The sequence below is a fragment of the Paraburkholderia solisilvae genome (assembly GCF_902859875.1).
In the GTDB taxonomy this organism is placed as follows: Bacteria; Pseudomonadota; Gammaproteobacteria; order Burkholderiales; family Burkholderiaceae; genus Paraburkholderia; species Paraburkholderia solisilvae.
Window position 1 is genome coordinate 96945 of the sequence record NZ_CADIKF010000010.1, and the last position, 24650, is coordinate 121594.

Sequence of the window (24650 nt, forward strand, 5' to 3'; positions counted from 1 at the left end):
GCGGCAATGAGCCTCTCGATCCGAGCGCTAGTCCGGCGGCCTGCCGGCAACCGCTTCCTGGCCGAGTGGCTGGCGGTCGGCTGCGTCGGCATGATGATCGTCATGTCGGCAGCGCTTCTACACACCACGTCGAGCATCGATCGCCTTATCTACGACTCGCTGCTGAATCTGCGCGACCTGCCGGTTGCGCCGCAGATCGCCGTGATCGAGATCGATGACGCAAGCATTGCCGAACTCGGCCGCTGGCCGTGGCCGCGCAGCCTGCATGCGCAATTGCTGGATCAACTGGCGCGTGCGCATGCCGCCGCGGTCGCCTACGACGTGCTGTTTACCGAGCAGACGCAGGACGATGCGCAACTCGCGCGGGCAATGAGCGCGACGCCGACCTACCTGCCGATTTTGCTCAGCAGGACAGGTGATGCGGATGAGCGCACTGCGCTTTTGCCGGTGGAGCCGCTCGCCGCATCGGCCGCCGGGCTGGGTCACATCAATCTGGAGGTGGACGGCGACGGCATCGTCAGAAGCGTCGCACTGTTCGAGGCCGACGTTCAACGGCGTTGGCCGGAACTGGTGGTGCCGTTGTATCGCGCAATGCACGGCCGTTCGCAGCAGCATGCTGCACGAGGCATCCCCGATCCGATGTATGCCCCAAACAACGACGACCACGACGGCAGCACCGGCGAGAACGACGTTGAACAGCGTTTTCTGATTCCGTTCAGCCAGAATTCCGAAGCTTACGCAAAGTACTCTTTTGCAAGCGTGCTGGCCGGCCGCATACCGCAGTCGTTGCTGCGCGACCGGATCGTGCTGGTCGGTGCGACGGCGTCCGGCGTATTCGACCGCTTCGCGACGCCGGTCTCAGGCAAGCTCGGACCCATGCCGGGTGCCTACATTCATGCGAATGTGCTCGACGCGCTGCTGAATGGACGCGCAATCATGCCCGTGAGCGCGGGAGCGACGCTCGCTTTCGCGCTGGGGTTTCTCGCGTTGCTCCTCGCCGGCCTTCTGGTGTTGTCGCCGAGGCCCGCGCTGTTGCTGGCAGCGGGTCTATGCGCATGCGCGGGTTTGCTGAGCGCCGTTTCGCTTTATGCGGCGCGACTCTGGGTCGCGCCGATGCCCGCGGTTGCCGGCATGAGCGCGGTCTACGCATTGTGGAACTGGCGGCGTCTGGAAATGACGCTCGCATACCTGCACGGCGAACTGCAACGCCTTTCACTGGAGCCCGACCTGTTGCCCGGCGCGCGCGGCATGCCGGCCGAGTTTGGCGGCGATGCACTGGCGCGCCATATGACATTGATGGCACAGGCCACGCAACGTGTTCGCGATATGAGGCAGTTTATCTGGGACTGCCTCGACAGCGTGCCCGAACCGATATGGGTGAGCGACGCGCAAGGCATCGTGCTGATCGCTAACCGGTCGGCTGCCGCGTACTGTGCGCACCGTGGCCAGCTCAAAGCGCAGGGGCGAGCGCTGCGCGACGTGCTGGGCGATCTCGTTTTTGTCAGAGTGACGCGTTCCGGGGAAACGGCCGACGACACGTCGTTACGCGCCAGATGGCCTGCGGTACTGGACGTCCGGTCGTCGCCCGAAAACGAAACCCATCTGCTCGAACAGGGCATCGAGGTGCGGGGCGCGAAGGACGGGGATTATCTGCTTCGCTATGCAAAGTGTTTTAACGTGGGCGGTGCGCTGACGGGCTGGATCGCGGGGCTCGTGGACGTGACCGACCTGCGCACAGCGGAACGCCAGCAGGAGGATGCGCTAAGAGTGCTGTCGCACGACATGCGCTCGCCTCAGGCTTCGATTCTGGCGCTCGTGCAGATGGAGCGGTCCCGGTTGCAGTTGCCGCGCCTGCAGCAAATGTTCGAAAGGATCGAGCGCTACGCGCGCCGCACGCTGACGCTAGCCGACAATTTCGTGCAACTCGCGCGCGCCGAGTCACGCGTGTGCGAGCTCTTACCGGTCAGCTTCGCGGAGCTTGTGATGGCCGCGAGCGACGAGATATTGCCGCAAGCGTTTGCGCGTCATATCCGCTTGCGCACGATTCTGGACGACGACGACGGTGGCGAAGGTCACTGGATCAGCGCGGAGCGTTCGATGCTGCTGCGCGCGTTGGTGAATATCCTGAACAACGCCGTCAAATACAGCCCTCCGCATACCGAGATTGTCTGCTCGCTTGCTCGCGAGTCCGGCGGACGCGTCAGGTGCGCGGTGCGCGATCAGGGTTACGGCATCCCGATCGAAAAACAGGCGATGCTTTTCGAGCGGTTCCAGCGTTTTCATGAACTGCAGTTGCCGGAAACCGAGGGAACGGGCCTGGGAATGGCATTCGTCAAAACGGTGATCACGCGCCATAACGGTTACGTCACCGTGGTCAGCGCGCCAGGTCAAGGCACAACGGTCACCGTTTCGTTGCCTGCGCTCGATTCCCATCGCAATGCCAAACCGGACCCATCTGGACAGAGAGAGTGAAAACCGTGAAACCCGTTACTTATGCAGCGCTTTTTGCCACGTTGCTTGCCGGATGCGCCGGGATGAAAGCCGATGTGCATGTATCGACGCAGCCCGCCGCGGCCTTCACGGCGTCGACCTATGAACTGGACCGGCCGGAGCATCTGATGCAGGACTCGCGGCGAGCAGATGACGAACGTGCGTTGCGTCGCGAACTGGATGCGCGGGGCTTCACCGACGGGCAGAGCGGGCATGCGCGATATATCGTATCGATGTCATATGACACACGTCCCGCCTCGATTTTGCTTCGATCCGGCGAAACAGGCGAAACAGGCGGGATTGGCGCGACGGCAACGAGCACAGCAGGAACGCAATCAGGCTGGTGTGCGGCGACGCGCTATCGCCATTCGCTGACGCTTCGCTTCTTCGATCGCGACAGCGGCATGGAAGCCTATAGCGTGACCGCGCTTGCATGGGATTGCCATGCCGATACGGTGTCGGCATGGCCCTACCTGGTAGAAAGTGCGCTGGGCAAGCTGCCCTATGCGGACGCGTCCGACTGGCAGGTCACCTTTGGACGCTCGCAAAATAGCGGCGATATGCCCCGCATCAGCTCGACGAAACGCGTCGAGCGTGTTGACGCGCAGTGAATGAAGGGCGGGTCGGTATCTGTGGTGCAGGTAAACGCGAGGTCCGCGCAAGTTTCACGGCGCATGTTCGGCGTCGCCCGCGTCGTCGGGGACGCGTTCAGCGGATAAGTGTGCGATGGCCGCTTTCAGGCTGATCTGCACATGCTCCCACGCGGGATTCGAAAAGTCCGGCTTGTCCGCTGCCCACGCGCGTGCTAGTGAAAAGACCCGCAGCACCGTCTGGCCACAGCGTGTGGCGCGATCGTCGGGTGCCGTGTGCGACGAGTGCGGTTGCGTCTGCAACCGAGTCCGCAGTTGCGTTTGCAGTTGCGTGCGCAGTTGGGCAGATAGCCAGGGCATGTCGTGCTCGCAGGCGTCGGCGTACGCTTCCACTGCCGATAGTGCATGACGGTCGCTTGAAAGGTCGAACTCGATGCGCTGGACGCAACCGGGAGGCGATTCGCCAGACTCCTGAAAATCAAATGGAATGGACATGGTTTTCGATTTGAATAACATGATTCGCCGTCGCAATTGCCAAAGCCTGAATGGGCAAAAACTGTCCGACGCACTTTAACGGAAAGAGCCGGCTTGCGGACACAGCAAACCCCGTTGTTGACAAAGGTTGACGCGGAGGCGCACGTACTTCCGTCTGGCAGCGCGGACGAAAACAGCTCGCACGGCAACACGATCGCACCAAAGTTTTTCTGTCACGATGCCGATATAGCATCGAGCGTGCGTTCTTCCGCTGACATGCTTTCCGGATTTTCAGGTTATGAACGAGTCCACCGCACAACGCAGTTCCCTTCGCATCGCGCGGTCTCCGCACGATTCGGTGCTGGCCGTTCTCACGCTGCTGCTGATCATCGGTTTCGTGACCACGTCTTTGGCGAGCTATTTTGCGTCGCGCAATGCGATTCGCCAGAGCATCATCGACACCGAATTGCCGCTCACGTCGGACAACGCGTATTCCGAGATCCAGCGCGATCTGATCCAGCCAATCGTCATCTCGACGATGATGGCGCACGACACCTTTCTGCGCGACTGGGTGCTAAGCGGAGAAGGGGATGTCCGGCAAGTGACGAACTACTTGCACGAGATCGGCCGGCAATACGGCACGGTGACCGCCTTTTTCATTTCGGACCGGACGCACCGCTATTACCAGACGAACGGCGTGCTGAAGACCGTTAGCACGGCGAGCGCCCACGACAAATGGTATTTCAGCATGCGCACGCTTGCCGAACCCTATACGGTGGAGGTGGACGCGGATGAGGCAAATCGGGGCGAACTGACTGTTTTTATCAATAGCCGTGTCTTCGACTATGAAGGCGCGTTAATCGGTGTGACTGGCGTCGGCATCAACGTGAAATCGATACGCGAGTTGATCGACACATACAAGCGGCGCTTTGACCGTAACGTTTATTTTGTCGGCGAAGACGGCCGCATCGTGCTTACCGGGTCCGCGGGCGGACCGTTAGGCGAGCATGCGGGCGACCGGCTTGCTAACAACACCGAGTTTGGGCATCTGTTCGCGGGCAGACGCCACACTCTGTCCGATAATTTCGAGTATCGCGCGAACGGCAGCAGCCACTTCGCCAACGTTCGGTATATCCCTGAACTGCGCTGGTACCTGGTGGTCGACAAGAGCGAAAGCGGCCCGCTTGCCGGCGTGCGCCAGGCGTTATACATGAATCTGCTCGTCTGCGGGCTGACCATCGTCGTTGCACTGTTTCTGATGACGCTGGTGCTGCGCCGCTATCGCAAGCAGATCCGCGTCGCCGAGAACGAGCGCTATGGCGCATTGTCGTCGCTCGCGCACGATATCCGGTCGCCGCATTCGTCGATTCTTGCGCTGATCGATCTGCAACGCGGCGCGACGAAGCGGCTGCCGGAGCCGGAGTTTTTCAGCCGGATCGAGAGCTACACGCGTCGTGCGTCCGAGCTTGCGGACGACTTCGTGCAGCTCGCGCGCGCCGAAACGCAGCGCTACTCGCTTGAACGCACCAACATCGGCGATGTGTTGCTGGAGGCGATGGATGAGATCGCGCCGCGCGCACAGCGCAAGCAGATTGCGGTGACGTTTGCGGCATCGGACGATATCTGTTTCGCACTCGCCGATCGCACCTTGCTGATGCGCACACTGATCAATCTGCTCGATAACGCGATCAAGTACAGTCCGGCAGGCAGCCGGGTCGATTGCGCGGTGAAACGCCTCGGAGCCCGTGTCGAATGCGCGGTGCGCGATTACGGCTACGGTATCGCGCCGGAAGCACAGTTGCGTCTTTTCCAGCGATTCGCGCGCTTTCGGGTTGAAGGGCAACCAGAGGAAGAGGGCGTCGGCCTCGGGCTCGTGTTCGTGAAGACCGTCGTTGCGCGGCACGGCGGGAGCGTTCGGGTCGACAGCGCGCCCGGCCGCGGCACGACGATGGAAATCGCGTTGCCCGCGGCCTGACGCCCGGGCGGCCACGATGGCCGGAAGCCGACCATCGTGGCCGCCGGTCGTTACCCGGAAACCCAATGTTCGAGGCGGTAGCCGTGTGTGTAGATCGTGCGCAGGCGCACGCCGTGCTCGAGTCCGAGCGAAAGCTTTTGCCTGACGCGATAGACGTAGGTATCGATGCTGCGCGATGCCTTCGCGAGGTCGCGTCCCCAGATCAGCTTGACGAGCAGGTCGCGCGGCATGATCTGCCCGATGTTGCGAAAGAGTACGGCGGCGATGTCGAATTCGCGCGGTGTCAACGTAACCGGGGTTCCGCATACGGTTACCGACCGCTTGTCGAGGTCGATCACATAATTGCCAATTTCGATGCGCGACTGTTCTGATACGGGCGGATACGCGCGCCGCAGCAACGCGGTGATGCGCGCGCTCAGTTCGAGTTCGCGCCACGGCTTGACCATGTAGTCGTCGGCGCCCGCATTCAACGCGTGCACGATTTCCTCTTCCAGGCTGGAACTCGTGAGAAAAAGAATGGGCAAGTCCGGCCCAAGGCGGGTTCTCGCCCAGTTGAGCACCTCGAGACCGGAAATGTCGGGAACGTGCCAGTCCAGCATCAGCAGATCCACTTTATCGGTTTCGAGAAAACGGATCAGCTTGCGCCCTTCGCTGAACGTTTGAACCTCGTGCCCCGCGGCGACGAGCAGCGCCTCGATCTGGCGCGCCTGGTCAAGGTCATCCTCGAGCGATGCCACCCTCACATTTACCTCGCCTGTTTGTTCGACTGCCTTATTGTCTGATAAAGCACCCGTTCGTCATATTCACCGAATGTCAACATTTCTCGACGAACGCGCGATGCACGCGTGTTGCACCCGTGCCAGCCAGATTTGTTCACAACTGCATTTCTGATTACATGGTTAGATAGCCGGCGAAAAACCCGGGGCCGGAGAGCAGCGCGACATCGACACACCACGCGATGCACGCATCGTTTCGGCGCTTAAGACAAGAAAGCATGCGCATCCGATTCAGCGCGCATGCATCGCCTGCGGTTACGTTCCGCAGCGTGGATCAGACCATGTACCCAAGCTTCCCCCAAACCGTGACATCGACAGCGGGGTCTGTCGAAACGGTAGACGACTTGTGGCCGGACGCCATTGCGAGCGAGACATTTGCGCGTGCCGCGTTGCGCCTCATGACGGAACTGTTCGACCTGCCCGCAGCCGTCATGCATATTACGAGCGGCGACCCTGGCTGGTATGAATACTGTGTGACAGAGCGCGCGCTTGGCAGCGCGTTTCTGCGGACGGTGTTTGATGAGTCTCCTTCGACGCGCAGGTTCGGCGAACGTCCGGTGTTCATCAACGACAGCGACGGCATCTGGCAAGCGCCGGCGGGCGTGCTGCCGGGCGCCGAGCGATGGATCCGTTTTTGCGCATGTGTGCCCCTTCGCATGTCCGGCGATGCGATGACCGGCTATCTGTGGCTGTTCGACAGCCGTTTGCGGGTGGACATCGAAGCGCTCGAAAACACGCGCCTGGCGGATGCGGCGACGTTGCTGGTCGCGCGCTTCCAGGCGCTGGATGCGTTCCGCTATCGCGACCGCCTGACCTTGCTGGGCAATCGGACCCAGTTCGTGCGCGACGTACGCGCCCGCATGCAGGGGCGCGATGCGTCGAACGGCGGCACTCACGCGGTCGTCGTGGACATCGGTTCATTGCCGATGGTGAGCCGCATGGTCGTCGCGTTAGGCCTCAGCAAGGTCGAGCACTCGATACAGTCGATGACGGCGCGGCTGACCGCGGCACTGCCGCCGGAAATCCGTCTCTACAAGATCGGTCACGCGCGTTTCGGCTTCCTGCACGCCGGCGGAATCGACATGGCGCGCAGGCTCGCGTTGCGCTGCACGACATGTTTCGAGCAGCCACTGGCGCTGCGCGATGAATTTCCGATCGCGCTGAGCGCGCACGCCGGCATTGTGAATATCGACGACGCCGGGTCGGCCGAGGATGTGGTGGCGGCATTGTTCGCCGTCTCGGAGCAGGCCCGTGCAGCGGGCAAAGCATGGCTGATGTACGACCGCAGCATCGTCGCCGCGCAGCAGCGGGCTTTCACGATCGTCAATTCGATGCGCGCGGCGTTGTGCTCGCCGGACCAGTTGCGTCTCGTCTATCAGCCGCGCGAGCGGTTGAGCGACGGCGCGTGGGTGGCGGCCGAAGCGTTGATTCGCTGGCGTCATCCGCAACTCGGCGATCTTTCGCCGAGCGAGATTCTGCCGCTGATCGAAGCGACCTCGTTGATGTCGATGCTGACCGACTGGGTGATCGACGCAGCCGCGCGCCAGCTCGCTCAATGGCATCGCATGGTGCCGAACTTCCAGATGTCGATCAACATCTCTCCGTCGGATTTCGGCAAGACAGCCTTTGTCGACGCGTTGTGCGCAGCGCTTGCGCGCCATGGCGCGAAGGGTGCCGGCATGGAGGTCGAGATTACCGAAACCGCGGTTGCGGCGGACCCGGAACACGCACAACGCATGCTTCAGCGCTTGAAGCAGGTCGGCATCTCCGTTGCGATCGACGATTTCGGTGTTGGGTACAGCAGTCTTTCGCGCTGGCAGACCTTTTCGTTCGGTATGTTGAAGGTCGACGGCGCGTTGACCCGCGATGCGGCCGAGAACGAGCGAGCCGAGGCAATCTTTCAGTGGGTGGTTGCGCTTGCCAAAAAGCTCGGTCAGAAAGTGGTTGCTGAAGGTATCGAAACAGAAGCGCAGCGGCTAGCAGCAGCCCGTTGGGGATGCGATGAGGCGCAAGGCTTCCTCATTTCGCGGCCGCTCGAAGCGTCTGTGCTGACGGCGCGGCTTGCCGCCGCCACGCATCGCTCGATGGACGGCTTGCCGGTCATGCGAAGCACGAGTCAAAGCCGCAGCGAGCGGCACGCTACGAGTGGCTTTGCAGACTTCATTCTGCTTGGACTGGCCCGCTTGCGCCATGCGATCGCTGCCTGCGTACGCTCGCGCTAAACAGTCGCAGCAGCAGTCTATTCCCGCCACACGCTGTCAACCTTTGTCACAGCCGTCAAAATAAGTAAAGGGTTGTGCTCAAATAGTAACCAGACTGAACGGAACGGCACGGCACGCACAGAATGAAGTGTCGCTTCCTCACGGTCGCTAAATCTCATTTATTTAGGATACTGAAATGAAACATAAAATGTCGATGGGTTTGATCTGCGCCGTCGCGGCCGGATCGATGGCGTTCCCGTTCGCGGCGAATGCGGCCGACGGCACGATTACCTTTAACGGCAGCATCACCGCACAGACCTGCACGGTGAGCGCGGCGAGCGCCAATCTGACGGTGACGCTGCCGACCGTTTCGGTCGGCTCGTTGACCCAGACCGGACAAACCGCCGGCAATACGCCGTTCAGCATTTCGCTGACGGGCTGCGCGCCCGCATCGGGCACGGTGCATACGTTCTTCGAGGCCGGTTCGACGACGTCGGCGGACGGTCATCTGAGCCTTACGGGGGGCGCGGGATCGGCCGGCAATGTGAAGATCGACTTGCGCAATTCGGACGGTTCGGAAATCGTCGCGGGCGCCGCTGACGCTTCGCAGAATTCACTGCCCGTGAATATCGCAGCCGACGGCACGGCCACGCTCAACTACACGGCTCAGTACGTCGCGACGGGCGCCGCCACGGCGGGTACGGCGAACTCGACCGTACAGTTCACGATGGTTTATCAATAAGCGGTGCAGTGCGGGGCGGGGTGCGGCGGGGCATCGACATGCTCCGCCGCCGTACAGGCAAATCTGTCGGAACGGTCATCATGTTTATCAAGCAGGCGTTCAAGGCCGCCATCGGTTTATCGCTGGGTCTTCTCCTCATGGCCGGTTCGTCCGGCGCGCGCGCAGGGGTCGTCATCTCGGCCACTCGTGTCATTTATGACGAGAAGGAACCCGAAGTAACGGTGAAGCTGACGAACGAAGGTTCCGTGCCGGCGCTGGTGCAGACATGGATCGACCATGGAGAGACCCGGCAGGCGCCTTCGGAGATCGACGTGCCGTTCGTCGTCACGCCGCCGATTTCGCGCATCGATCCCGCGAAGGGACAAACGCTGCGTATCGCCTACACCGGCGAGCCCTTGCCGCAAGACAAGGAGTCGGTGTTCTGGCTGAACGTGCTCGAGGTGCCGCCCAGGCCCAGCGCCGATGAAGCGGGCGCGAACAAGCTGCAACTCGCGTTTCACTCGCGCATCAAGCTGTTCTTTCGGCCACCGGATCTGAAGGGCGCATCGCGGGAGGCGCCTGCCGCCGTGACATGGCGTTTCGTCGACGCAGGCGGCAAGACGGCTGTCGAAGCCTACAACCCGAGCGCGTATCACGTGTCGTTCATCCAGGTGGACGTGACTGTGAACAACCGGTCTGCGACGTGCGAGGACGGCGGCATGGTCGGTCCCGGCGAGCGCCGGCTGTTTCCGGTGTCGGGCTGGAAGTCCGCGTCGGGCGCCGCGCAGGTGCACTACACGTCGCTCAACGATCTGGGCGGAAGTGAAGGCGGTGTCGCGCCGCTGCAGGCGGCCAGCCCAGGCGTATCTCCTTAACGTCGATCCAATCGTTGCCGAAGAAGCCTTGGCGTGCCGCCGGAGTGTTCCGGCCGGCACTGGCCACACGCGACCCTATTCATCGTCGAACAAGAATGAGACACCCCACCCCCAAGCATTTGCGATTGCGACCGTGCTGTGCTGTCGCGCTATCGCTGTGCGCGGCAACCTGTGCGGACGCGAGTGCGCCGGCGGGTGACGTGCAGGTGGGGGTGGTCCAGTTCAACGACCAGTTCTTCCAGCGACCAGGTGCGCCGAAAGTGGATGTGAGCCGCTTCGAGAAAGGCAATCCGTCTTTGCCGGGCACGTATCGGGTCGACCTGTACGTGAATCAGACATGGACCGGGCGCGTGCAGGTGACGCTCAGGCAGATCGGCGCCGATCCCGCGAACGTCGCGCCGTGTTTCGATCGCGAACTGCTGGAACAGGTAGGCGTGGATCTCGGCAAGCTTTCGGCACAGGCGACGGCGAGCCTGACGGCGCAGCAGGCGGATGCGAATGCATGCCTGATTTTCGCGGATCTCGTCGACGGCGGGCACGCTCATTTCGACAACGGCGAGCAACGCCTCGACGTCGAGTTACCGCAAGCGGCGATGCTGCGCCAGGTGCGCGGCTACGTCGACCCCCGCTATTGGGACGACGGCGTGCCGGCCGCGATGCTGCAATACAACGCCAACGTCTACCGGTTCGACTCGGGCAACCTCGCTTCGACGCGCGGCTATATCGGCCTGCTCGGCGGCGCGAATGTCGGGGCCTGGCGCTTGCGCCACAACGGCAACCTGACGACCGACACGGTCGGCGGCACGCATTACCAGAGTGTGCAGACGAGCCTCGAGCGCGCGATTGTGCCGCTGAAAAGCCGTCTTACGATAGGCGATGCGTTTACCGACGGTGCGCTGTTCGATAGCGTCGGCTTTCGCGGCGTACGGCTCGCGACCGACGATCAGATGTATCCGGAGTCGCAGCGCGGATATGCGCCGGTCGTGCGGGGTATCGCGAACAGCAATGCGCAAGTGCAGATCCGCCAGAACGGCAACATCATTTATACGGGCAATGTGCCGGCGGGGCCGTTCGAAATCTCCGATCTTTATCCGACCGGCTATGGCGGCGATCTGGAAGTTATCGTGACGGAGGCGGACGGCAGCGTGCACGTGTCACGCGTGCCCTATGCATCGGCGGTGAATGCGGTGCGTGCGGGCATCACGCGCTTTGGCGTGACGGCGGGCGAATACCGCGATCCCACCGTTCCGGACAAACCGTTGCTCGTGCAAGGAACGGTGCAGCACGGCTTCAGCAACCTGGTGACCGGTTACGCGGGCGTTACCCTTGCGCGAGGCTATCTGGCCGCTGTAACCGGGATGGCGCTGAACACACGCTTCGGCGCATTCGGCTTCGACATCACGCAGGCGGATACGCGTCTCGCGAACGGACAGTCCCGCAACGGGCAAAGCGTGCGGATTGCCTACAGCAAGCTGATCGACCCGACCGGCACGAACGTCAGCGTGGCCGCCTATCGCTATTCGAGCAGCGGCTATCTCGGGTTGCAGGATGCGATGCAGTTGCGTTCGTTGCAGGAGCGCGGGCAGGGCGATTCCCTCATGAGCGGCATTCCGCGTGGCCTGCTGCAGATCACGATCAACCAGAATCTGCCGGCCGGATTCGGCTCGTTCTATTTGACCGGCTCGTCTCAGGACTACTGGGACCGCGGCCGGCGCGATACGCAATTTCAGGCCGGTTATACCAACAACTTACGCCGCATCAACTACAGCATCTCACTGTCGCGGCAACTGGATCTGACGCTCGGCCGCTGGGACAACCGCGTGATGCTGACCGTGGGCATCCCGTTGGGCTTCGGCTCGCACGCGCCGTATCTGAGTTCGAGCGTGCAGCGGGACTCGCGTGACACAACGGATGCGCAGGCTTCGCTGACCGGCGCGCTCGGTGTCGACAACGCGGCGACCTATGGCGTCAATGTCGGGTATGACGCGGCGGGCGGCACTTCAGCGGCGACCAATGTCGGCGGCAACGCAACCTACGTCGCGCCGGTAGCGACGTTGACCGGCAGCGCGTCGAAGGGCACCGGTTATACGCAATACGGCGCCGGCATGTCGGGCGGCGTGGTCGCATATGGCGGTGGCGTCGCGTTTGCCCCGAGCATGGGCGACACGGTGGCGATCGTCGAAGCGAAGGGCGCCTCGGGTGCGCGCATCACGAACTCGAGCGGACTGCGCGTCGACCCCTGGGGACACGCAATCGTCTCGAATCTGCAGCCGTTCGAGAACAACGAGATCGACATCGATCCGAAGGGACTGCCGATGAGCGTCGAACTGAAATCGAGCACCGAGCGCGTCGCACCGACGCAAGGAGCGATCGTGCGCCTGACATTCGAAACGGAAGGAGGCGGTCGGTCGGTGCTGATGAGGGCGTCGTTTGCCGACGGGCGACCGCTGCCGTTCGGTGCGCAGGTCAGCGATGCGAGCGGGGCGAGCGTGGGCACGGTCGCGCAGGCGGGCCGGATCGTGTTGCGCGGGTTGCGGACGGACAGCGGTGAGCTGCGCGTGAAATGGGGTGATGCGGCCGATCAGCAGTGCAGGCTGCCGTACGCGTTGCCGCCCGCGGCAGGCGGTAAAACGAACTGGACGGCGGTCGATGCGGCTTGCAGCACAAATTGAGCGGACGTCTTGCGGGCTGCGTCGCCGTGACGGCGATACGAGATTCATCCGGACAGTCCTGTGTCAGCAAAGGGGGGGAGCGCAATGCTCGCGTTTGAAAAAGCAGTCCGGTCAATCCGCTTGCGGTGGCTGATCTGTGCGGCAGGCGTGTGGTTGCTGTTGTCCATGCCGCAGCATGTGTGGGCGCAGACGGTTAATCAGGCCAGTTGCACGGGAGCCGCGCAAACGGTGGTCATTCCGATGCCGGCGTCACTGAACATGCCGAACAATGCGCCTGTCGGCACGCTCCTGACCAATGTCGTGACAACGCCGGCAACCAGCTATTTTCAATGCAGCGCGCCGGTCGGCTCCGGTGCGGGCGCCGGTGTGGGTGTCATGGCGGTGGGGTTGACCAAGGCTTTATCAGCAGGCATTCCGTTGATCGTCAACGTGAACGGTACTCTGCTCTCGGTCTTTGCGACGAACGTGGCGGGCGTGGGTATCGCGGTGGGCGTGAGGATAGTGCTTCCCTGCGCAGTGACCACGTTTCAGGATCTTGGCCAAACTCTCAACGCACCATTTCCGAGCCCGTGGTTCGGACAATTCTGTTTGATGAGTTCGGCGACGATGGCCACCGGAGTCCAGGTCGAAGCCGCGCTCGTCAAGACCGGCACGGCTTCAGCGGGAACGGTGAGCGCCGGCATCATTCTGCAGGCGGCGTCGTTTATCGGCACCAGCACAGCGGGGCAAGTCGCGATGCAAACCGGCTCCAACGCACCGGGGTTGATTTCATTCAGTCTGTCTCCCGTGAAAGCGCCGGTGCGCTCATGTACGACGCCGGACGTCACCGTGACGATGGGACAGTACAGAACGGCACAGTTCAAAGGCGTCGGATCGGTAACGCCGGGTGTCGCATTCAATCTGGCGCTCACCAACTGTTCTGCCGGAATAAGCCAGATTCAATATCAGTTATCGGCGCCCGCCGGCGCACGCATTGCGGCGCAAGGCGTGATCAACCTGTCGAGCGATTCGTCGGCGCGCGGCATCGGACTGCAAATCGTGGATGGCGGCGGCGTACCGCTCAAGCTCGACAACGTCTATAGCGTGAGCGGCGTCAACGGCACAGCGAGCTCGTATCTGGTGCCCTTCAAGGCGGCGTACTACCAGACGGACGCGTCCGTTACCGCCGGAACCGCGAACGCCAACCTGACCTTCACGATTACCTATCCGTAACGAGGTCCCTTCAAAGCATGCGGTTGTGAACATTTCTGAGAAACGCGGTTTCGGGGTTTACCGGGCGCGACCGCATCGGGCACTATGCTCGCATTGATCCAACATTAAGTTGGAATCCGAAATAAATAAACTATCTGAATCAAACCGGACCAATGACGCCCGCTGGAAAACTGATCGCAGCGCTCGTTGCAGTTTCGCAGACGGGCACATACCACGCGATTGCGCTCATCGCAGGCGTCGCAATACTGGCTATGTCGGGCCACGCATCGGCAGCCGATTGTTCCGGGGCGGCGCAGAACATCGTGATTAACGCGCCGGCGGTCATCAACGTCCCAGCGAATGCGCCGGTGGGCACGTTGCTGACCTCGCTTATTACCGTGCCGGCGACGAACTTCTATACCTGTACGCCGGTGTCGGGGCAGTCCAACGTGACGGGCGTGGCATTCGAGGCAGCGGGACTGACGAAGGCTGGCTTTACTGTGTCGCCGGGCGGCACGCTCCCGGTGCTGACGGTTTTCAATACCAGCGTGCCGGGTATCGGCATTGCCATTGCGGTGAGACCGTCGAACGGCAATTGCGGCGCCGGCCCCTATGTGGACCTTGGCGGCACGACCGCGACCGCCGCGATCCCGAGCCCCTGGGTCGGCTCGACCTGCGGAAGCACAGGCACGGCGACCAACGGCGGGCAAGCGCAAGTCGTACTGGTAAAAACGATGGCGGGCGCAGTGGCGGTGGGGACCATCAGCGGCGTGCTTTTTCAGGCAGCGTCGGTGATCCAGCAATCCGGCAAGGATGTCGTGCAGACGGGCGCAGGGGCGCCGGGTTTGATCACGTTCAGTATCAGCCCCGTGTCGGACGTGCCGCCGTCATGCACCACACCCAACGTGGTCGTGCCGATGACGACCTACTCGGTGAGCGCATTCAAGGGAGTCGGTTCGACCACGCCTCCCGTCAGCTTCAACCTCGCGATCAACAATTGCTCGGCGGGCTTGACGAGCATCGTTTACCAGTTCTCCGCACCGGGCGGCATCGCAAACGCGGCAGCCGGCGTCATTGCGCTCACCACCGATTCGACGGCTAAACAGATCGGCCTGCAGGTCACCGATGGGAATGGCGTGCCGCTCAAGTACGACGGCACCACGTATTCGGTGACAGGTGTCACGAGCTCGCCCGGATCTTACGTGGTGCCGTTGAAAGCGGCGTATTTCCAGATCGGTTCGCCGATCGTGGCCGGCAACGCAAACGCCAATCTCGTGTTCTCGATGACTTATCAATAACAGCAGTCGCAGTCGCTTGTTTTATTGGAACCGTGCGCTTCGCACAGCGCAGGTTCGCAAGAATTAGCCCCGCAAAACGGGACTATGTACGCAGTGCCCTTAACTCAATCAACAAGGAGTCTAAAAATGCAACAACTCACCGCACAAGAAATCGACATGGTGTCGGGCGGCGCGAACATCCTGTCGTCGCTCGCCGGCGCGGTTGAAGGCGCAGCACTCGGCGCAGTGGCCGGCATGTGGGACGGCACGCAGATCGCCGGCCAGTCGGCCGGTCTGCTGGCTCCGGTCGGCGCGCTGGTCGGCCTGTTCGCAGGTCTCGGCATCGGCACGACGTACGGTGCGGCCTATGGCGCAGTGACCGGCCCGGCGAACATCCAGTCGCTGGCGAATACGTTTGCGCAGACCGCGCTCACGCAACCGATCATCGCCGGGCATCTGCTCTGATCCTTTGATCGTCCTCTAGCAGCCGCGGCCGGCGCCCGCTTCGCCGGCCGCTCGAGCGACGTCCCGCACGGACGTCGCTCGCCCGTCTACTACGAAAATGAATCTGTTCCGTCATGAGGTGCTCGACGCCAAGGCCACGAAGTGGATGGGCAATATCGTGCTCGTCCGTCCTGTTTCGTTCCGGCTGTACACGGCGATCGCGGCTGTCGCGGCATGCGCGGTCATTGCGTTTCTGTACTTCGGCACCTATACGCGGCGCACCACGGTCAACGGTCAACTGCTGCCCGACGCGGGGCTGATCAAGATCTACGCGCCGCAGCCCGGTATCGTTGTCGAAAAGCATGTGAAGGAAGGCGAACTCGTCACCAGGGGGCAGTTGATCTACGTGCTGTCGAGCGACCGGCAAAGCGCGCCCGGGCTTTCGGCGCAGTCCGAGATCAGTGCGCAGGTGCGCTCGCGCGTCGTCGCGCTGGAAGAAGAACGGCAAAAAACGGAAGCCTTGCAACAAGGCGAGCGCAATACCGCCTATACGAAGGTCACGAGCCTCACCGGGCAGTTGCGTGAACTCGATGCGCAGATCGCCAGCCAGACGGAGCGCACCGATCTCGCGCGAGATGCGCTGACGCGTTACGAGGCGCTCGCGTCTCAGGACTACATTTCGAAAGATCAGGTGCAACAGAAGCGAGCCGACCTGATCGATCAGCAGATGAAGCAGCAAAACCTCGAGCGCGACCGCGCCGGCACGCTTCAGGCGCTAACCGAAAGCAAAAACGATTCGAGTGGTCTGGCGCTCAAGCAGATGAACCAACTGTCGGAACTGGAACGCACGCTATCGAGCACGCGCGAAGAGCTGGCGGAAAGCGAAGTGAAACGCCAGATACTCATTACCGCGCCGCAAGCCGGCATCGCGACCGGGGTGCTTGCCGAAGTGGGGCAAGCGGTGAACAGCTCACGTCCATTACTGAGCATTGTTCCGGCCGGCGCGCGCCTTGACGCGCAGCTCTACGCGTCGAGTGGCGCGATAGGGTTTATTCGCGCGGGCAACCCGGTGCTTTTGCGTTACCAGGCTTATCCGTATCAGAAATTCGGCGAGTACGGCGGCCGCGTCGCGGCGGTCGCGCATACCGCGCTGCCGTCTTCCGACCTTCTTGCGCCCAGTGCGCCGGCATCCGGGCCGGACAGCGCTTACTACCTGATCACGGTCCGGCTCGACCGGCAAGCGGTGCATGCGTATGGTTCCGACGTGCCGCTTCAATCGGGCATGACGCTCGAGGCCGACATCTTTCAGGAGCGGCGCCGCCTGTACGAATGGGCCCTGGCGCCGCTATACAGTCTGACCGGCAAACTAGGAATTTGAAATCCATGTCGATTCTCGAACGTCTCGCGTTTCATGCGGAGCGAACGGCGCCGCTCGTGCTGCAAACCGAGAGTGCGGAATGCGGGCTCGCGTGCGTGGCGATGATCGCGGGTTTTCATGGCAACCATACGAGCCTGCGAGCATTGCGGGCGCGTTTTTCGGTTTCGCAGAAGGGCGTCAATCTGATGCAGCTGATCAAGATCGCTGCACAGCTGAACCTGTCGACGCGCGCGCTGAAGCTGGACGTCGAGCAGATTGCGCAATTGCGCTTACCGTGCATTCTGCATTGGGATCTGCAGCATTTCGTAGTGTTGACCGAGGTCAGGTCCAACGGCGTGACGATTCACGACCCTGCACATGGCACGCGCCGTCTGTCGCTTGCCGAGCTGTCCGCCGCGTTTACGGGCGTCGCGCTCGAACTGTGGCCCGCCAGCGGCTTCGAACGGCGCGCGGCGCGCGTCGATTTCACGGTGCGGGAACTGGTCGGCCGCATTACCGGCATTGGCAAGTCGCTGGGGCAGATCATCGTGCTGGCGTTTGCGCTGGAGGTGTTCGCGCTTGTCAGCCCGTTCTTTCTTCAGTGGGTGATCGACGACGTCATCGTCAGTGCGGACCGCGATCTGCTGACGACGCTTGCCATCGGGTTCGGTCTGCTGTTTCTGTTGCAGCAGGCGATCAGCGCGATGCGCGCATGGGTGGTGATGTACATGGGAACGACGTTGAACGTTCAATGGCGCGCCAACGTGTTCACCCACTTGCTGAGGCTGCCAGCGGCCTACTTCGAAAAGCGCCATCTCGGCGATATCGTGTCGCGCTTCGGCAGCGTCGACACGATTCAGCAGACGCTCACCAGTTCGTTTCTGACGGCGATACTCGACGGCGTGATGTCGCTTGTCACGCTGGTGATGATGTTCCTGTTCAGCCGGGTGCTCGGCTGGATCGCACTGGCAACCATGCTGCTCTATGCGGTAGCGCGCTGGGCGTGGTACCAGCCGTTGAAGGCGGCCAACGAGGAGCAGATCATCCACGCGACCAAGCAGCAAAGCCATTTCCTCGAGACTGTGCGGGGCATCAAGACCATCAAGCTGTTCATGCGGCAGGACGAACGCCGCGCCGCGTGGCTTACGCTGTTTATCGACCAGATCAACGCGAGCCTGCGTTCGCAAAAGCTGCAATTGATCTATCAGCAGGTCAACGGACTGCTGTTCGGCCTCGAAAACCTGATCGTGATCTGGATGGGCGCATCGATGGTGATCGACGGGCAGTTTACGGTCGGCGTGCTGATGGCCTTCAACTCGTATCGCCGTCAGTTCGACGGACGCGTGGCGAGCCTGATCGACAAGTACTTCGAACTGAGGATGCTGCAATTGCACGGCGAGCGTCTGGCCGACATCGTGTTGACGGAACCGGAACCGCATGCTTCGCTTGCCGATCCGGCTGCTGCGCGACCGATGGGGACGTGCATCGAAGCGGTCGACGTTTCGTACCGGTATGCGCAAGGCGAGCCCTGGGTGCTCGAGGGCGTGACGCTGAAGATCGAAGAGGGCGAATCGGTCGCGATTATCGGGCCTTCGGGAACCGGCAAGTCGACGCTGATCAATGTTCTGCTCGGCGTGCTGCCTCCCACCGCGGGGCGCATCGAACTGGGCGGCGTGGACACCGCGAAGTTAGGGCCGCTTGCATTGCGTGACATGGCGGGCACGGTGATGCAGGACGACGTGCTGTTCGCGGGTTCGATCGCCGAGAACATCAGCTTCTTCGATTCGCAAGCGGATGAAGCCTGGATTGTCGAGTGCGCGCGGCGCGCGGCCATTCATGACGAGATCGTCGCGATGCCGATGGGGTATCAGTCGCTCGTGGGAGACATGGGCACGATCCTGTCGGGCGGTCAGAAACAGCGTGTGCTGCTGGCCCGCGCACTGTACCGGCGCCCGCGCATTCTGTTTCTCGACGAAGCCACCAGCCATCTCGACATCGAGCGGGAGCGGCAGGTCAATGCCGCGATTCGCGACCTGAAGATAACCCGCATCCTGATTGCCCACCGTCCGGAGACGATCGCGTCCGCGGATCGCGTGATCGCGCTCGCCGCGGGCAAGGTCGCGATGGATGTGCGCGCCCCGCTGGTCCAGGCGAGCATGGCCGCGAGCGGTCAAGTCGCGTACGGGAACGGTCAGGCATGCGCGTGATCCGCCTCGTTGCCGTCGCGGTCCTGCTCGGTGTTGCATGCTGTTCGGCGAGCCGGGCGCAAATGCTGGACGTGTTCGGCACGCGCCATTCGAGCATCGACATGTCGCCGTTCGACGGCGCCGTCACGATATGCCCGGCGCACCCGCCTGCCGAAGCGCTGACCCTCGACGATGCGATCACGCGCGTGTTGTGCAATGCGCCTGCGGCGCGCAACGCGTTCGCGATGGCGCGCGCACGCGCCGCCGAGGTGGGCATTGCGAAGGCTGCGTACTTGCCGACCATCAACGCGACGGGCGGTGTCGAGCGCACGCAGACGTCGACGACGTATCACTATGCGGGCATACCGGGCTTTACATCGACCCAGCAGGGCAATGCCCGCTATGGCAGCCTCGACCTGAACTGGGTGCTCTTCGATTTCGGGCAGCGCAGTGCGGCGCTCGACAATGCCGACCAGCTTCTGAACGCCGCCTACGCAACCTACGACGCGACGCTGCAGGCGGCATTCGTCGATGCCGCGCAAGCGTACTACGACGTGACGACTGCATCGGCGAGTGTCATTGCGGCGCGCGTTTCGGAGGAGAGCGCGTGCAAGATACTCGAGGCGGCCGCGGCGAGGCATGCCGCCGGCGCCGGCACGCTCGCCGACGAATTGCAGGCGCGCACCGCCTGTACGAAAGCGACGCTCTCGCGCGTCACCGATGAGGGCAAACTGAAGACCGTCGAAGGGTCTCTGGCGATTCTGATGGGCCTCGCCGCGGATACGCCGGTCATGCTTGCGCCCGATGTGCCGCCGGTCGAACCGGAATTTCTCGAGGCAGTGAGCGGGCTGATCGAACAGGCGAAACTGGACCACCCGAAGGTTCGGGCCGCCCGCGCGAAGCTGGAGGCGGCCCGCGCCGGAGTCGACTCGGCGTGGGCGCAAGGACTGCCCACAATTTCCCTGACGGGAAATCTTTCGATCAACAATCCGGCCGATCAGCCCGCGGTCAATACGTCGATGCGGGAACGGGTCATCGGTGTGCAGATCAGCATTCCGCTTTTCGAAGGGTTCGCGCGCGGCTATCGGGTGGCCGATGCACGCGCACAGGTGGACGCCGCGCGGGCCGATCTTGCGGCAAGCGAGCAGGATGTGTCGCGCGACGTGTGGGCGAGCTATCAGGCGTTGGCGACGGCGACTGAGAACGTCGACGAGTCAAGGAGCCTCGTCGCGATCTCGCAGGAGTCGCTTAAGGTGTCGCGCGGCCGCTATCAGGCAGGCGCCGGAACCATTATCGAACTCCTCGACGCGCAGGCAGCGGCGGCAGATGCGCAGCAGCAGGAAATTACATCGTTGTCCGCATGGCGGTCGGCTCGTCTGAAGCTGACGGCGAGTCTCGGACAACTGGGGCTGTGGTCGATAAAATGAATTGAAGCTTGCAATGGGGGAGAGCGACGCTTCGTCGGATGGGACAGCCGCACGGCGCGGGCTTGACTACGCTATGCTTCGGCGAGTCGTGCGGAGCCGCCCCGGCAGCGAGGCGGCTCCATGCCGTCCATCAGGTTCTGTCCACCCGCTTAGAACCGGTGCTTCATGCCGATGGCAACCGCCACCTGCTCGTCGCCTGCCGCCGGATCGAGCGTGAAGATGCTCGCGTCGAATGCGCCGTTGCCGTTGCCGCCGCTGACTTTCTGATAGACCCCCTCGATATAGATGTCGGTGCGCGGCGAAAGGAAATAGTCGGCCTGGGCCATGATCTGATTCCAGTGCGGCGAGGCGGACGTGAATCCCTTCGACGCTCCGCTGAACTGCCCGGTCGTATACGTATACGACGCGCCAAGGCTGAAGTCCGGCCTCACGAAATATCGACCGTTCAATTCGAAGTTGTCGAACTTCATCGACTCGCCGGCCAGCGCGCCGGTGCTCGTGCTGCCGTCCTGGAAGACGCCTGTGATGTTATACGTGACGGAGTGGGTCCACACCGCGCCGATGGTCGACGCCCCGAACGAATATTGTGCGCCGGCGCCGAAGATCTGCTGGCTGCCGCCGGTCGTCAACTCGTCGCCGTCGCCGGTGCTCACGGCGCCCGTCGCATTCGCGAGATCCGGTTGCGCCGTGCGGTTGATCTGCAGGTAAGCGGCGCCGAGTTTGAACGGACCGTACGCGTAGCTTGCGCCCAGGCTGTACGCGCCATTGTTGGAGAAGTTGCCCGCTTCGCCCGAGAACGCGTACATCGCACCGACCTTGATGCCGTCGTACGACACGCTGCTGAACTTGATCGAATTGTTCAGGCGCATATCGTTGTTCAGGTTGTCGTTGTCGAACACGTGCGACGCGAGGTTGCCGCCGAAGCCGGAACCCGTCGCGCTCATCGGTGCGACGAAGTCGACCATGAAATCGTATTGACGGCCGAGCGTTACCGTACCGTACTGATTCGAGTGAAGACCGACCCAGGCCTGGCGTCCAAACAGGTCGCCGCCATTCTTCAGCGTGCCGTTGTCCACGTTAAAACCATTCTCGAGCCAGAACACCGCGCTAAGCCCGCCGCCGAGATCCTCGGTACCGCGCAGACCCCAGCGCGACGTAAAGATGTTCCCGCTTTGCATCGACCACGAACTCGCACCGGGTGAAGTCGCGCTCCCAGGCGTGACGCGCGCGTTGTTCTGATACACGATACCCGTATCGATAAGTCCAAAAAGCGTCACGCTGCTCTGCGCATGCGCGGCCCCGGCAGCAACCATCGCGCACGCCGCCGCGATGTATCTGATCTTCACCATCATTTCACCTCGTTTCACTGGTATCTCCCCGTGGAGTTGATCGCCAATCGTTTTGAACCGGCGAGCGGTATGGTCCGGCATGGTTGCGGCCGCAACCGGTGAAATGCTTCGTTTCAGTTTGCGAGGTTCTGTGTCACGGAATCTAAACAGGTCCGCAGCCACGCGGGTTGGGCGAATGTTTGCCGAGCGCGCGACACCGGTCTTGTGAACGGAAACGGTCTTTGGAGCGCGACAGGACCGGGCGACGCGTCGCGAGCGTGCAACAGTCTGTTGCGTTGCGTTCCGCGCATGTCGTCGCGCGCCGATTGCATTCAGTGCAATCGGCGCAATCGGCGCGTGCGGGTATGAAGATTCGTCAGAAGAGCGTACGAATGCCAGTCGCAAGAATGTAGTTGGTCGACTGAAAGCCGTCGAACGCGGCGCCGTTGAATTTCGAAAACATATATCCGGCGTACACGTCCGTGCGTCGCGTGAAATGGTAGTCCGCGAGCAGCGAATACTGCCACTGGTTGCCGCCCGCCACGCCTTGCGACTGTTCGGTCTGCGTATCGTAAATGCCCGCCGCGACATCGAAGCTCGGCGTGAACTGATAGTCGCCGCCGAAGAAGTACACGTTGGTGGTCGTCGTGGTGGCGGTATTGCTCAGGGCGCCGGTAAAGCCGAAATAATCGACCGTCGTGCCGGACGGCGCAGGATCGGTCGGCGGCTTGATCACGAAGCGCTCGTAACCGCCCTTGAGGGTCGCGTTCGCGAACGAATAGCGGGCCGCGATCATATAGTCGTAGTCGTCGTTGAGCGACAGTGCGCCGACGTTCGTGCCGATCAGCGGACTGTCGACGGCATTCGCGCCGACCAGCGCGCCGGAATGCACGATGTCGCGTGCCTGATAGTAAGTCGCCTGAATGCCGAACACGTTGTTCTGGTATCCGGCCACCGCGCCGACCACCGAACCGTCGCCGAAATGCCCCGCGACGCCGCCGAACGCGTAAGAAACACCGAAATTGAAGTTGCCGACGTGATTTGTGTATTTGATGTTGTTGTCGGTTCGCGATCCTTCGGTAATGCCGCCTGCCGAATACGAACCGGAAAAGCCGAGCGGTGAAAAAAGCTGCGACTGGAAGAGCGGATCGTAAGCGGAGATCACGTCATAGCCGAACGTCGTCGAGCGGCCCAATTCGATGGAACCAAACCGGTCGTCGCGAAGTCCGACATAGGCGCCGCGATTGAACAGTTGTCCGTTCAGCGCGGACGCGGCCGCAACCGTATTTTTCGCGCCCGTGATCGACGCGGCCGCGTTGTTCAATTGCCCTGACTGTTCGTTGAAGTCCGATTCAAGGTCGAAGAATGCACTCAGTCCGCCGCCAAGATTCTCATTGCCGCGGATCCCCCAGCGCGAATCCGAAATGCCGCCGTTAAAGAGTCCGTACACCGGGTTCTGAAACTGCGTGCTGACCTTGCTGACGGGGTTGACCGTCGCTGGAAATGCCGCGCTTGCGTTCGGGTTGTGTTCGACCACCCCCACCGCGACGTCCATGATTCCATAAAGCGTAACGCTGTCGCCGTCATCCGCATGGGCCGCATTGAACAGCGAGCCGAGTACGAGCGCGGCGAGGACGTGCCTTCTCCTGCACATGGTTTTCATATGCTGTCTCCGGAAATTTATTTATTCACCTCATTTGCGTCTCGCGCGAAAGGGTGCGTTTTTGATATCGCTGGGTAAAAGATAGCTGTGCCGGCGAGCCGGGAGCGTGCAATGGTGTCTTGCGGGAAAGTGAATCGGCGCGCGGCCTTGTGCACGCACGCTGTGCGGCGCAAAGATGAAAAATTCTTCATCGAATTGCTACGGTTCGGACGGACAGCGGCGCGTAAGCTCGAAGTAACGAAGCGGGGAGCAACGCCCGGCCAACAGCATCGCGAACGCCGTGCCGAAGGGGAGACTACTGAATCATCATGCTGAAAGTGCTTACGATCGAAGACGACGAGATCGCCGCGGGCGAGATCGTCAACGAACTCAGCCGCAGAGGTTTTTCCGTGCGTTGGATCGATAACGGCAGGGAAGGGATGGTCAGCGCGCTCAACGACGACTACGACGTGATCACGCTCGACCGGATGTTGCCGGGCATGGACGGCCTGACAATCCTGACGACCATGCGCAGCATCGGCGTGACGACGCCGGTGCTGATGTTGAGCGCGCTTGGCGACGTGGATGAGCGGGTGCGCGGTCTGCGTGCGGGAGGCGACGACTATCTGACCAAGCCGTTCGATCCCGAAGAGATGGTCGCGCGGCTCGAGGTGCTGCTGCGCAGGCGCAATGCGCCGACGCCGCAATCTTCTACGATGCTCTCGGTGGGGCCGATCGAACTCGATCTCGTCTCGCGCAAGGTGCGCCGGGACGGCGAGGAGATCGCGCTGCTGCCCACCGAGTACCGCGTGCTCGAATACATGATGCGGCACACGGGCCGCACGATTACACGCACGATGCTGTTCGAAGCGGTCTGGGGCTATCACTTCGATCCGGGCACCAATCTGATCGACGTGCACATGGGACGCCTGCGCAAGAAGATCGATCCGCCCGGCGCGCGCGCGATGATCCAGACCGTGCGCGGATCAGGCTACATTTTCGGCCAGGAGGCGGCTTGAGCGCT

At 62.2% G+C, this 24650-nt stretch carries 18 protein-coding genes; 14 read left to right on the forward strand and 4 right to left on the reverse strand.

Features of this window, described 5'->3' with window-relative positions; genetic code table 11:
* Positions 1-6: 6 nt before the first annotated feature.
* On the forward strand, positions 7-2472 hold the full coding sequence (locus HV675_RS08760) for a CHASE2 domain-containing protein (RefSeq protein ID WP_175110493.1): 2466 nt from the start codon (positions 7-9) through the stop codon (positions 2470-2472).
* A gap of 146 nt (positions 2473-2618) precedes the next feature.
* Positions 2619-3101, forward strand: a complete 483-nt coding sequence (locus tag HV675_RS08765; protein WP_175110494.1) for a DUF4136 domain-containing protein — start codon at positions 2619-2621, stop codon at positions 3099-3101.
* A 54-nt stretch (positions 3102-3155) separates the two neighbouring features.
* Here HV675_RS08765 and HV675_RS08770 read toward each other — a convergent pair whose 3' ends face one another.
* Positions 3156-3575, reverse strand: a complete 420-nt coding sequence (locus HV675_RS08770; RefSeq protein ID WP_175110495.1) for a hypothetical protein — start codon at positions 3573-3575, stop codon at positions 3156-3158.
* A gap of 277 nt (positions 3576-3852) precedes the next feature.
* On the opposite strand from HV675_RS08770, the gene HV675_RS08775 reads away from it, so the two are divergent.
* Positions 3853-5529: a sensor histidine kinase gene (locus tag HV675_RS08775; RefSeq protein ID WP_175110496.1), complete on the forward strand. Its 1677-nt coding sequence runs from the start codon at positions 3853-3855 to the stop codon at positions 5527-5529.
* 50 nt (positions 5530-5579) lie between these two features.
* On the opposite strand, the gene HV675_RS08780 is transcribed toward HV675_RS08775, so the two are convergent.
* Positions 5580-6272 (reverse strand): response regulator transcription factor, encoded by a 693-nt coding sequence (locus tag HV675_RS08780; RefSeq protein ID WP_175110497.1) that lies wholly within the window; start codon positions 6270-6272, stop codon positions 5580-5582.
* A 431-nt stretch (positions 6273-6703) separates the two neighbouring features.
* Between HV675_RS08780 and HV675_RS08785 the strand changes: the two genes are divergently transcribed.
* From HV675_RS08785 to HV675_RS08830, 10 genes are all read left to right on the forward strand, one after another.
* Positions 6704-8527 carry a bifunctional diguanylate cyclase/phosphodiesterase gene (locus HV675_RS08785; protein WP_175110498.1) on the forward strand — a complete coding sequence of 608 codons (1824 nt, stop codon included), beginning with the start codon at positions 6704-6706 and terminating at the stop codon, positions 8525-8527.
* Between the two features lie 175 nt (positions 8528-8702).
* On the forward strand, positions 8703-9248 hold the full coding sequence (locus HV675_RS08790; protein WP_175110499.1) for a fimbrial protein: 546 nt from the start codon (positions 8703-8705) through the stop codon (positions 9246-9248).
* An 80-nt stretch (positions 9249-9328) separates the two neighbouring features.
* Positions 9329-10102, forward strand: coding sequence for a fimbria/pilus periplasmic chaperone (locus HV675_RS08795; RefSeq protein ID WP_175110500.1), 774 nt, complete (start codon positions 9329-9331; stop codon positions 10100-10102).
* 95 nt (positions 10103-10197) lie between these two features.
* A complete protein-coding gene (locus HV675_RS08800; RefSeq protein ID WP_175110501.1) occupies positions 10198-12774 on the forward strand; it encodes a fimbria/pilus outer membrane usher protein in 2577 nt (858 codons plus the stop codon).
* 240 nt (positions 12775-13014) lie between these two features.
* Positions 13015-13986 (forward strand): fimbrial protein, encoded by a 972-nt coding sequence (locus HV675_RS08805; RefSeq protein WP_175110502.1) that lies wholly within the window; start codon positions 13015-13017, stop codon positions 13984-13986.
* A 302-nt stretch (positions 13987-14288) separates the two neighbouring features.
* A complete protein-coding gene (locus HV675_RS08810) occupies positions 14289-15263 on the forward strand; it encodes a fimbrial protein (protein ID WP_175110503.1) in 975 nt (324 codons plus the stop codon).
* A 126-nt stretch (positions 15264-15389) separates the two neighbouring features.
* Positions 15390-15707 (forward strand): hypothetical protein, encoded by a 318-nt coding sequence (locus HV675_RS08815; RefSeq protein ID WP_175110504.1) that lies wholly within the window; start codon positions 15390-15392, stop codon positions 15705-15707.
* Positions 15708-15804: 97 nt separating this feature from the next.
* Entirely contained in the window at positions 15805-17064 is a 1260-nt protein-coding gene (locus HV675_RS08820; RefSeq protein WP_175110505.1) for an HlyD family secretion protein, read from the forward strand.
* A 5-nt stretch (positions 17065-17069) separates the two neighbouring features.
* Positions 17070-19250 carry a peptidase domain-containing ABC transporter gene (locus tag HV675_RS08825; protein WP_175110506.1) on the forward strand — a complete coding sequence of 727 codons (2181 nt, stop codon included), beginning with the start codon at positions 17070-17072 and terminating at the stop codon, positions 19248-19250.
* A complete protein-coding gene (locus HV675_RS08830) occupies positions 19241-20656 on the forward strand; it encodes a TolC family protein (protein WP_175110507.1) in 1416 nt (471 codons plus the stop codon). Before HV675_RS08825 ends, HV675_RS08830 begins: the two co-directional genes overlap by 10 nt.
* A 149-nt stretch (positions 20657-20805) precedes the next feature.
* On the opposite strand, the gene HV675_RS08835 is transcribed toward HV675_RS08830, so the two are convergent.
* Together HV675_RS08835 and HV675_RS08840 are read right to left on the reverse strand one after the other, a co-directional pair.
* The gene (locus HV675_RS08835; protein ID WP_175110508.1) at positions 20806-22008 is read right to left on the reverse strand and encodes a porin; all 1203 of its coding nucleotides are present in this window, start codon (positions 22006-22008) and stop codon (positions 20806-20808) included.
* Positions 22009-22360: 352 nt separating this feature from the next.
* On the reverse strand, positions 22361-23647 hold the full coding sequence (locus HV675_RS08840) for a porin (RefSeq protein ID WP_175110509.1): 1287 nt from the start codon (positions 23645-23647) through the stop codon (positions 22361-22363).
* Positions 23648-23955: 308 nt separating this feature from the next.
* On the opposite strand from HV675_RS08840, the gene HV675_RS08845 reads away from it, so the two are divergent.
* Entirely contained in the window at positions 23956-24645 is a 690-nt protein-coding gene (locus tag HV675_RS08845) for a response regulator transcription factor (RefSeq protein WP_175110510.1), read from the forward strand.
* Positions 24646-24650 lie beyond the last annotated feature (5 nt).

Excerpts from the sequence above, each read along its gene's own strand:
- HV675_RS08760 (WP_175110493.1), top strand. The coding sequence starts at position 7 with ATGAGCCTCTCGATCCGAGCGCTAGTCCGGCGGCCTGCCGGCAACCGC.
- HV675_RS08765 (WP_175110494.1), top strand. The coding sequence starts at position 2,619 with ATGCAGGACTCGCGGCGAGCAGATGACGAACGTGCGTTGCGTCGCGAA.
- HV675_RS08770 (WP_175110495.1), bottom strand. The coding sequence starts at position 3,575 with ATGTCCATTCCATTTGATTTTCAGGAGTCTGGCGAATCGCCTCCCGGT.
- HV675_RS08775 (WP_175110496.1), top strand. The coding sequence starts at position 3,853 with ATGAACGAGTCCACCGCACAACGCAGTTCCCTTCGCATCGCGCGGTCT.
- HV675_RS08785 (WP_175110498.1), top strand. The coding sequence starts at position 6,704 with ATGACGGAACTGTTCGACCTGCCCGCAGCCGTCATGCATATTACGAGC.
- HV675_RS08790 (WP_175110499.1), top strand. The coding sequence starts at position 8,703 with ATGAAACATAAAATGTCGATGGGTTTGATCTGCGCCGTCGCGGCCGGA.
- HV675_RS08795 (WP_175110500.1), top strand. The coding sequence starts at position 9,329 with ATGTTTATCAAGCAGGCGTTCAAGGCCGCCATCGGTTTATCGCTGGGT.
- HV675_RS08800 (WP_175110501.1), top strand. The coding sequence starts at position 10,198 with ATGAGACACCCCACCCCCAAGCATTTGCGATTGCGACCGTGCTGTGCT.
- HV675_RS08805 (WP_175110502.1), top strand. The coding sequence starts at position 13,015 with ATGCCGGCGTCACTGAACATGCCGAACAATGCGCCTGTCGGCACGCTC.
- HV675_RS08815 (WP_175110504.1), top strand. The coding sequence starts at position 15,390 with ATGCAACAACTCACCGCACAAGAAATCGACATGGTGTCGGGCGGCGCG.
- HV675_RS08820 (WP_175110505.1), top strand. The coding sequence starts at position 15,805 with ATGAATCTGTTCCGTCATGAGGTGCTCGACGCCAAGGCCACGAAGTGG.
- HV675_RS08825 (WP_175110506.1), top strand. The coding sequence starts at position 17,070 with ATGTCGATTCTCGAACGTCTCGCGTTTCATGCGGAGCGAACGGCGCCG.
- HV675_RS08830 (WP_175110507.1), top strand. The coding sequence starts at position 19,241 with ATGCGCGTGATCCGCCTCGTTGCCGTCGCGGTCCTGCTCGGTGTTGCA.
- HV675_RS08835 (WP_175110508.1), bottom strand. The coding sequence starts at position 22,008 with ATGATGGTGAAGATCAGATACATCGCGGCGGCGTGCGCGATGGTTGCT.
- HV675_RS08840 (WP_175110509.1), bottom strand. The coding sequence starts at position 23,647 with ATGAAAACCATGTGCAGGAGAAGGCACGTCCTCGCCGCGCTCGTACTC.
- HV675_RS08845 (WP_175110510.1), top strand. The coding sequence starts at position 23,956 with ATGCTGAAAGTGCTTACGATCGAAGACGACGAGATCGCCGCGGGCGAG.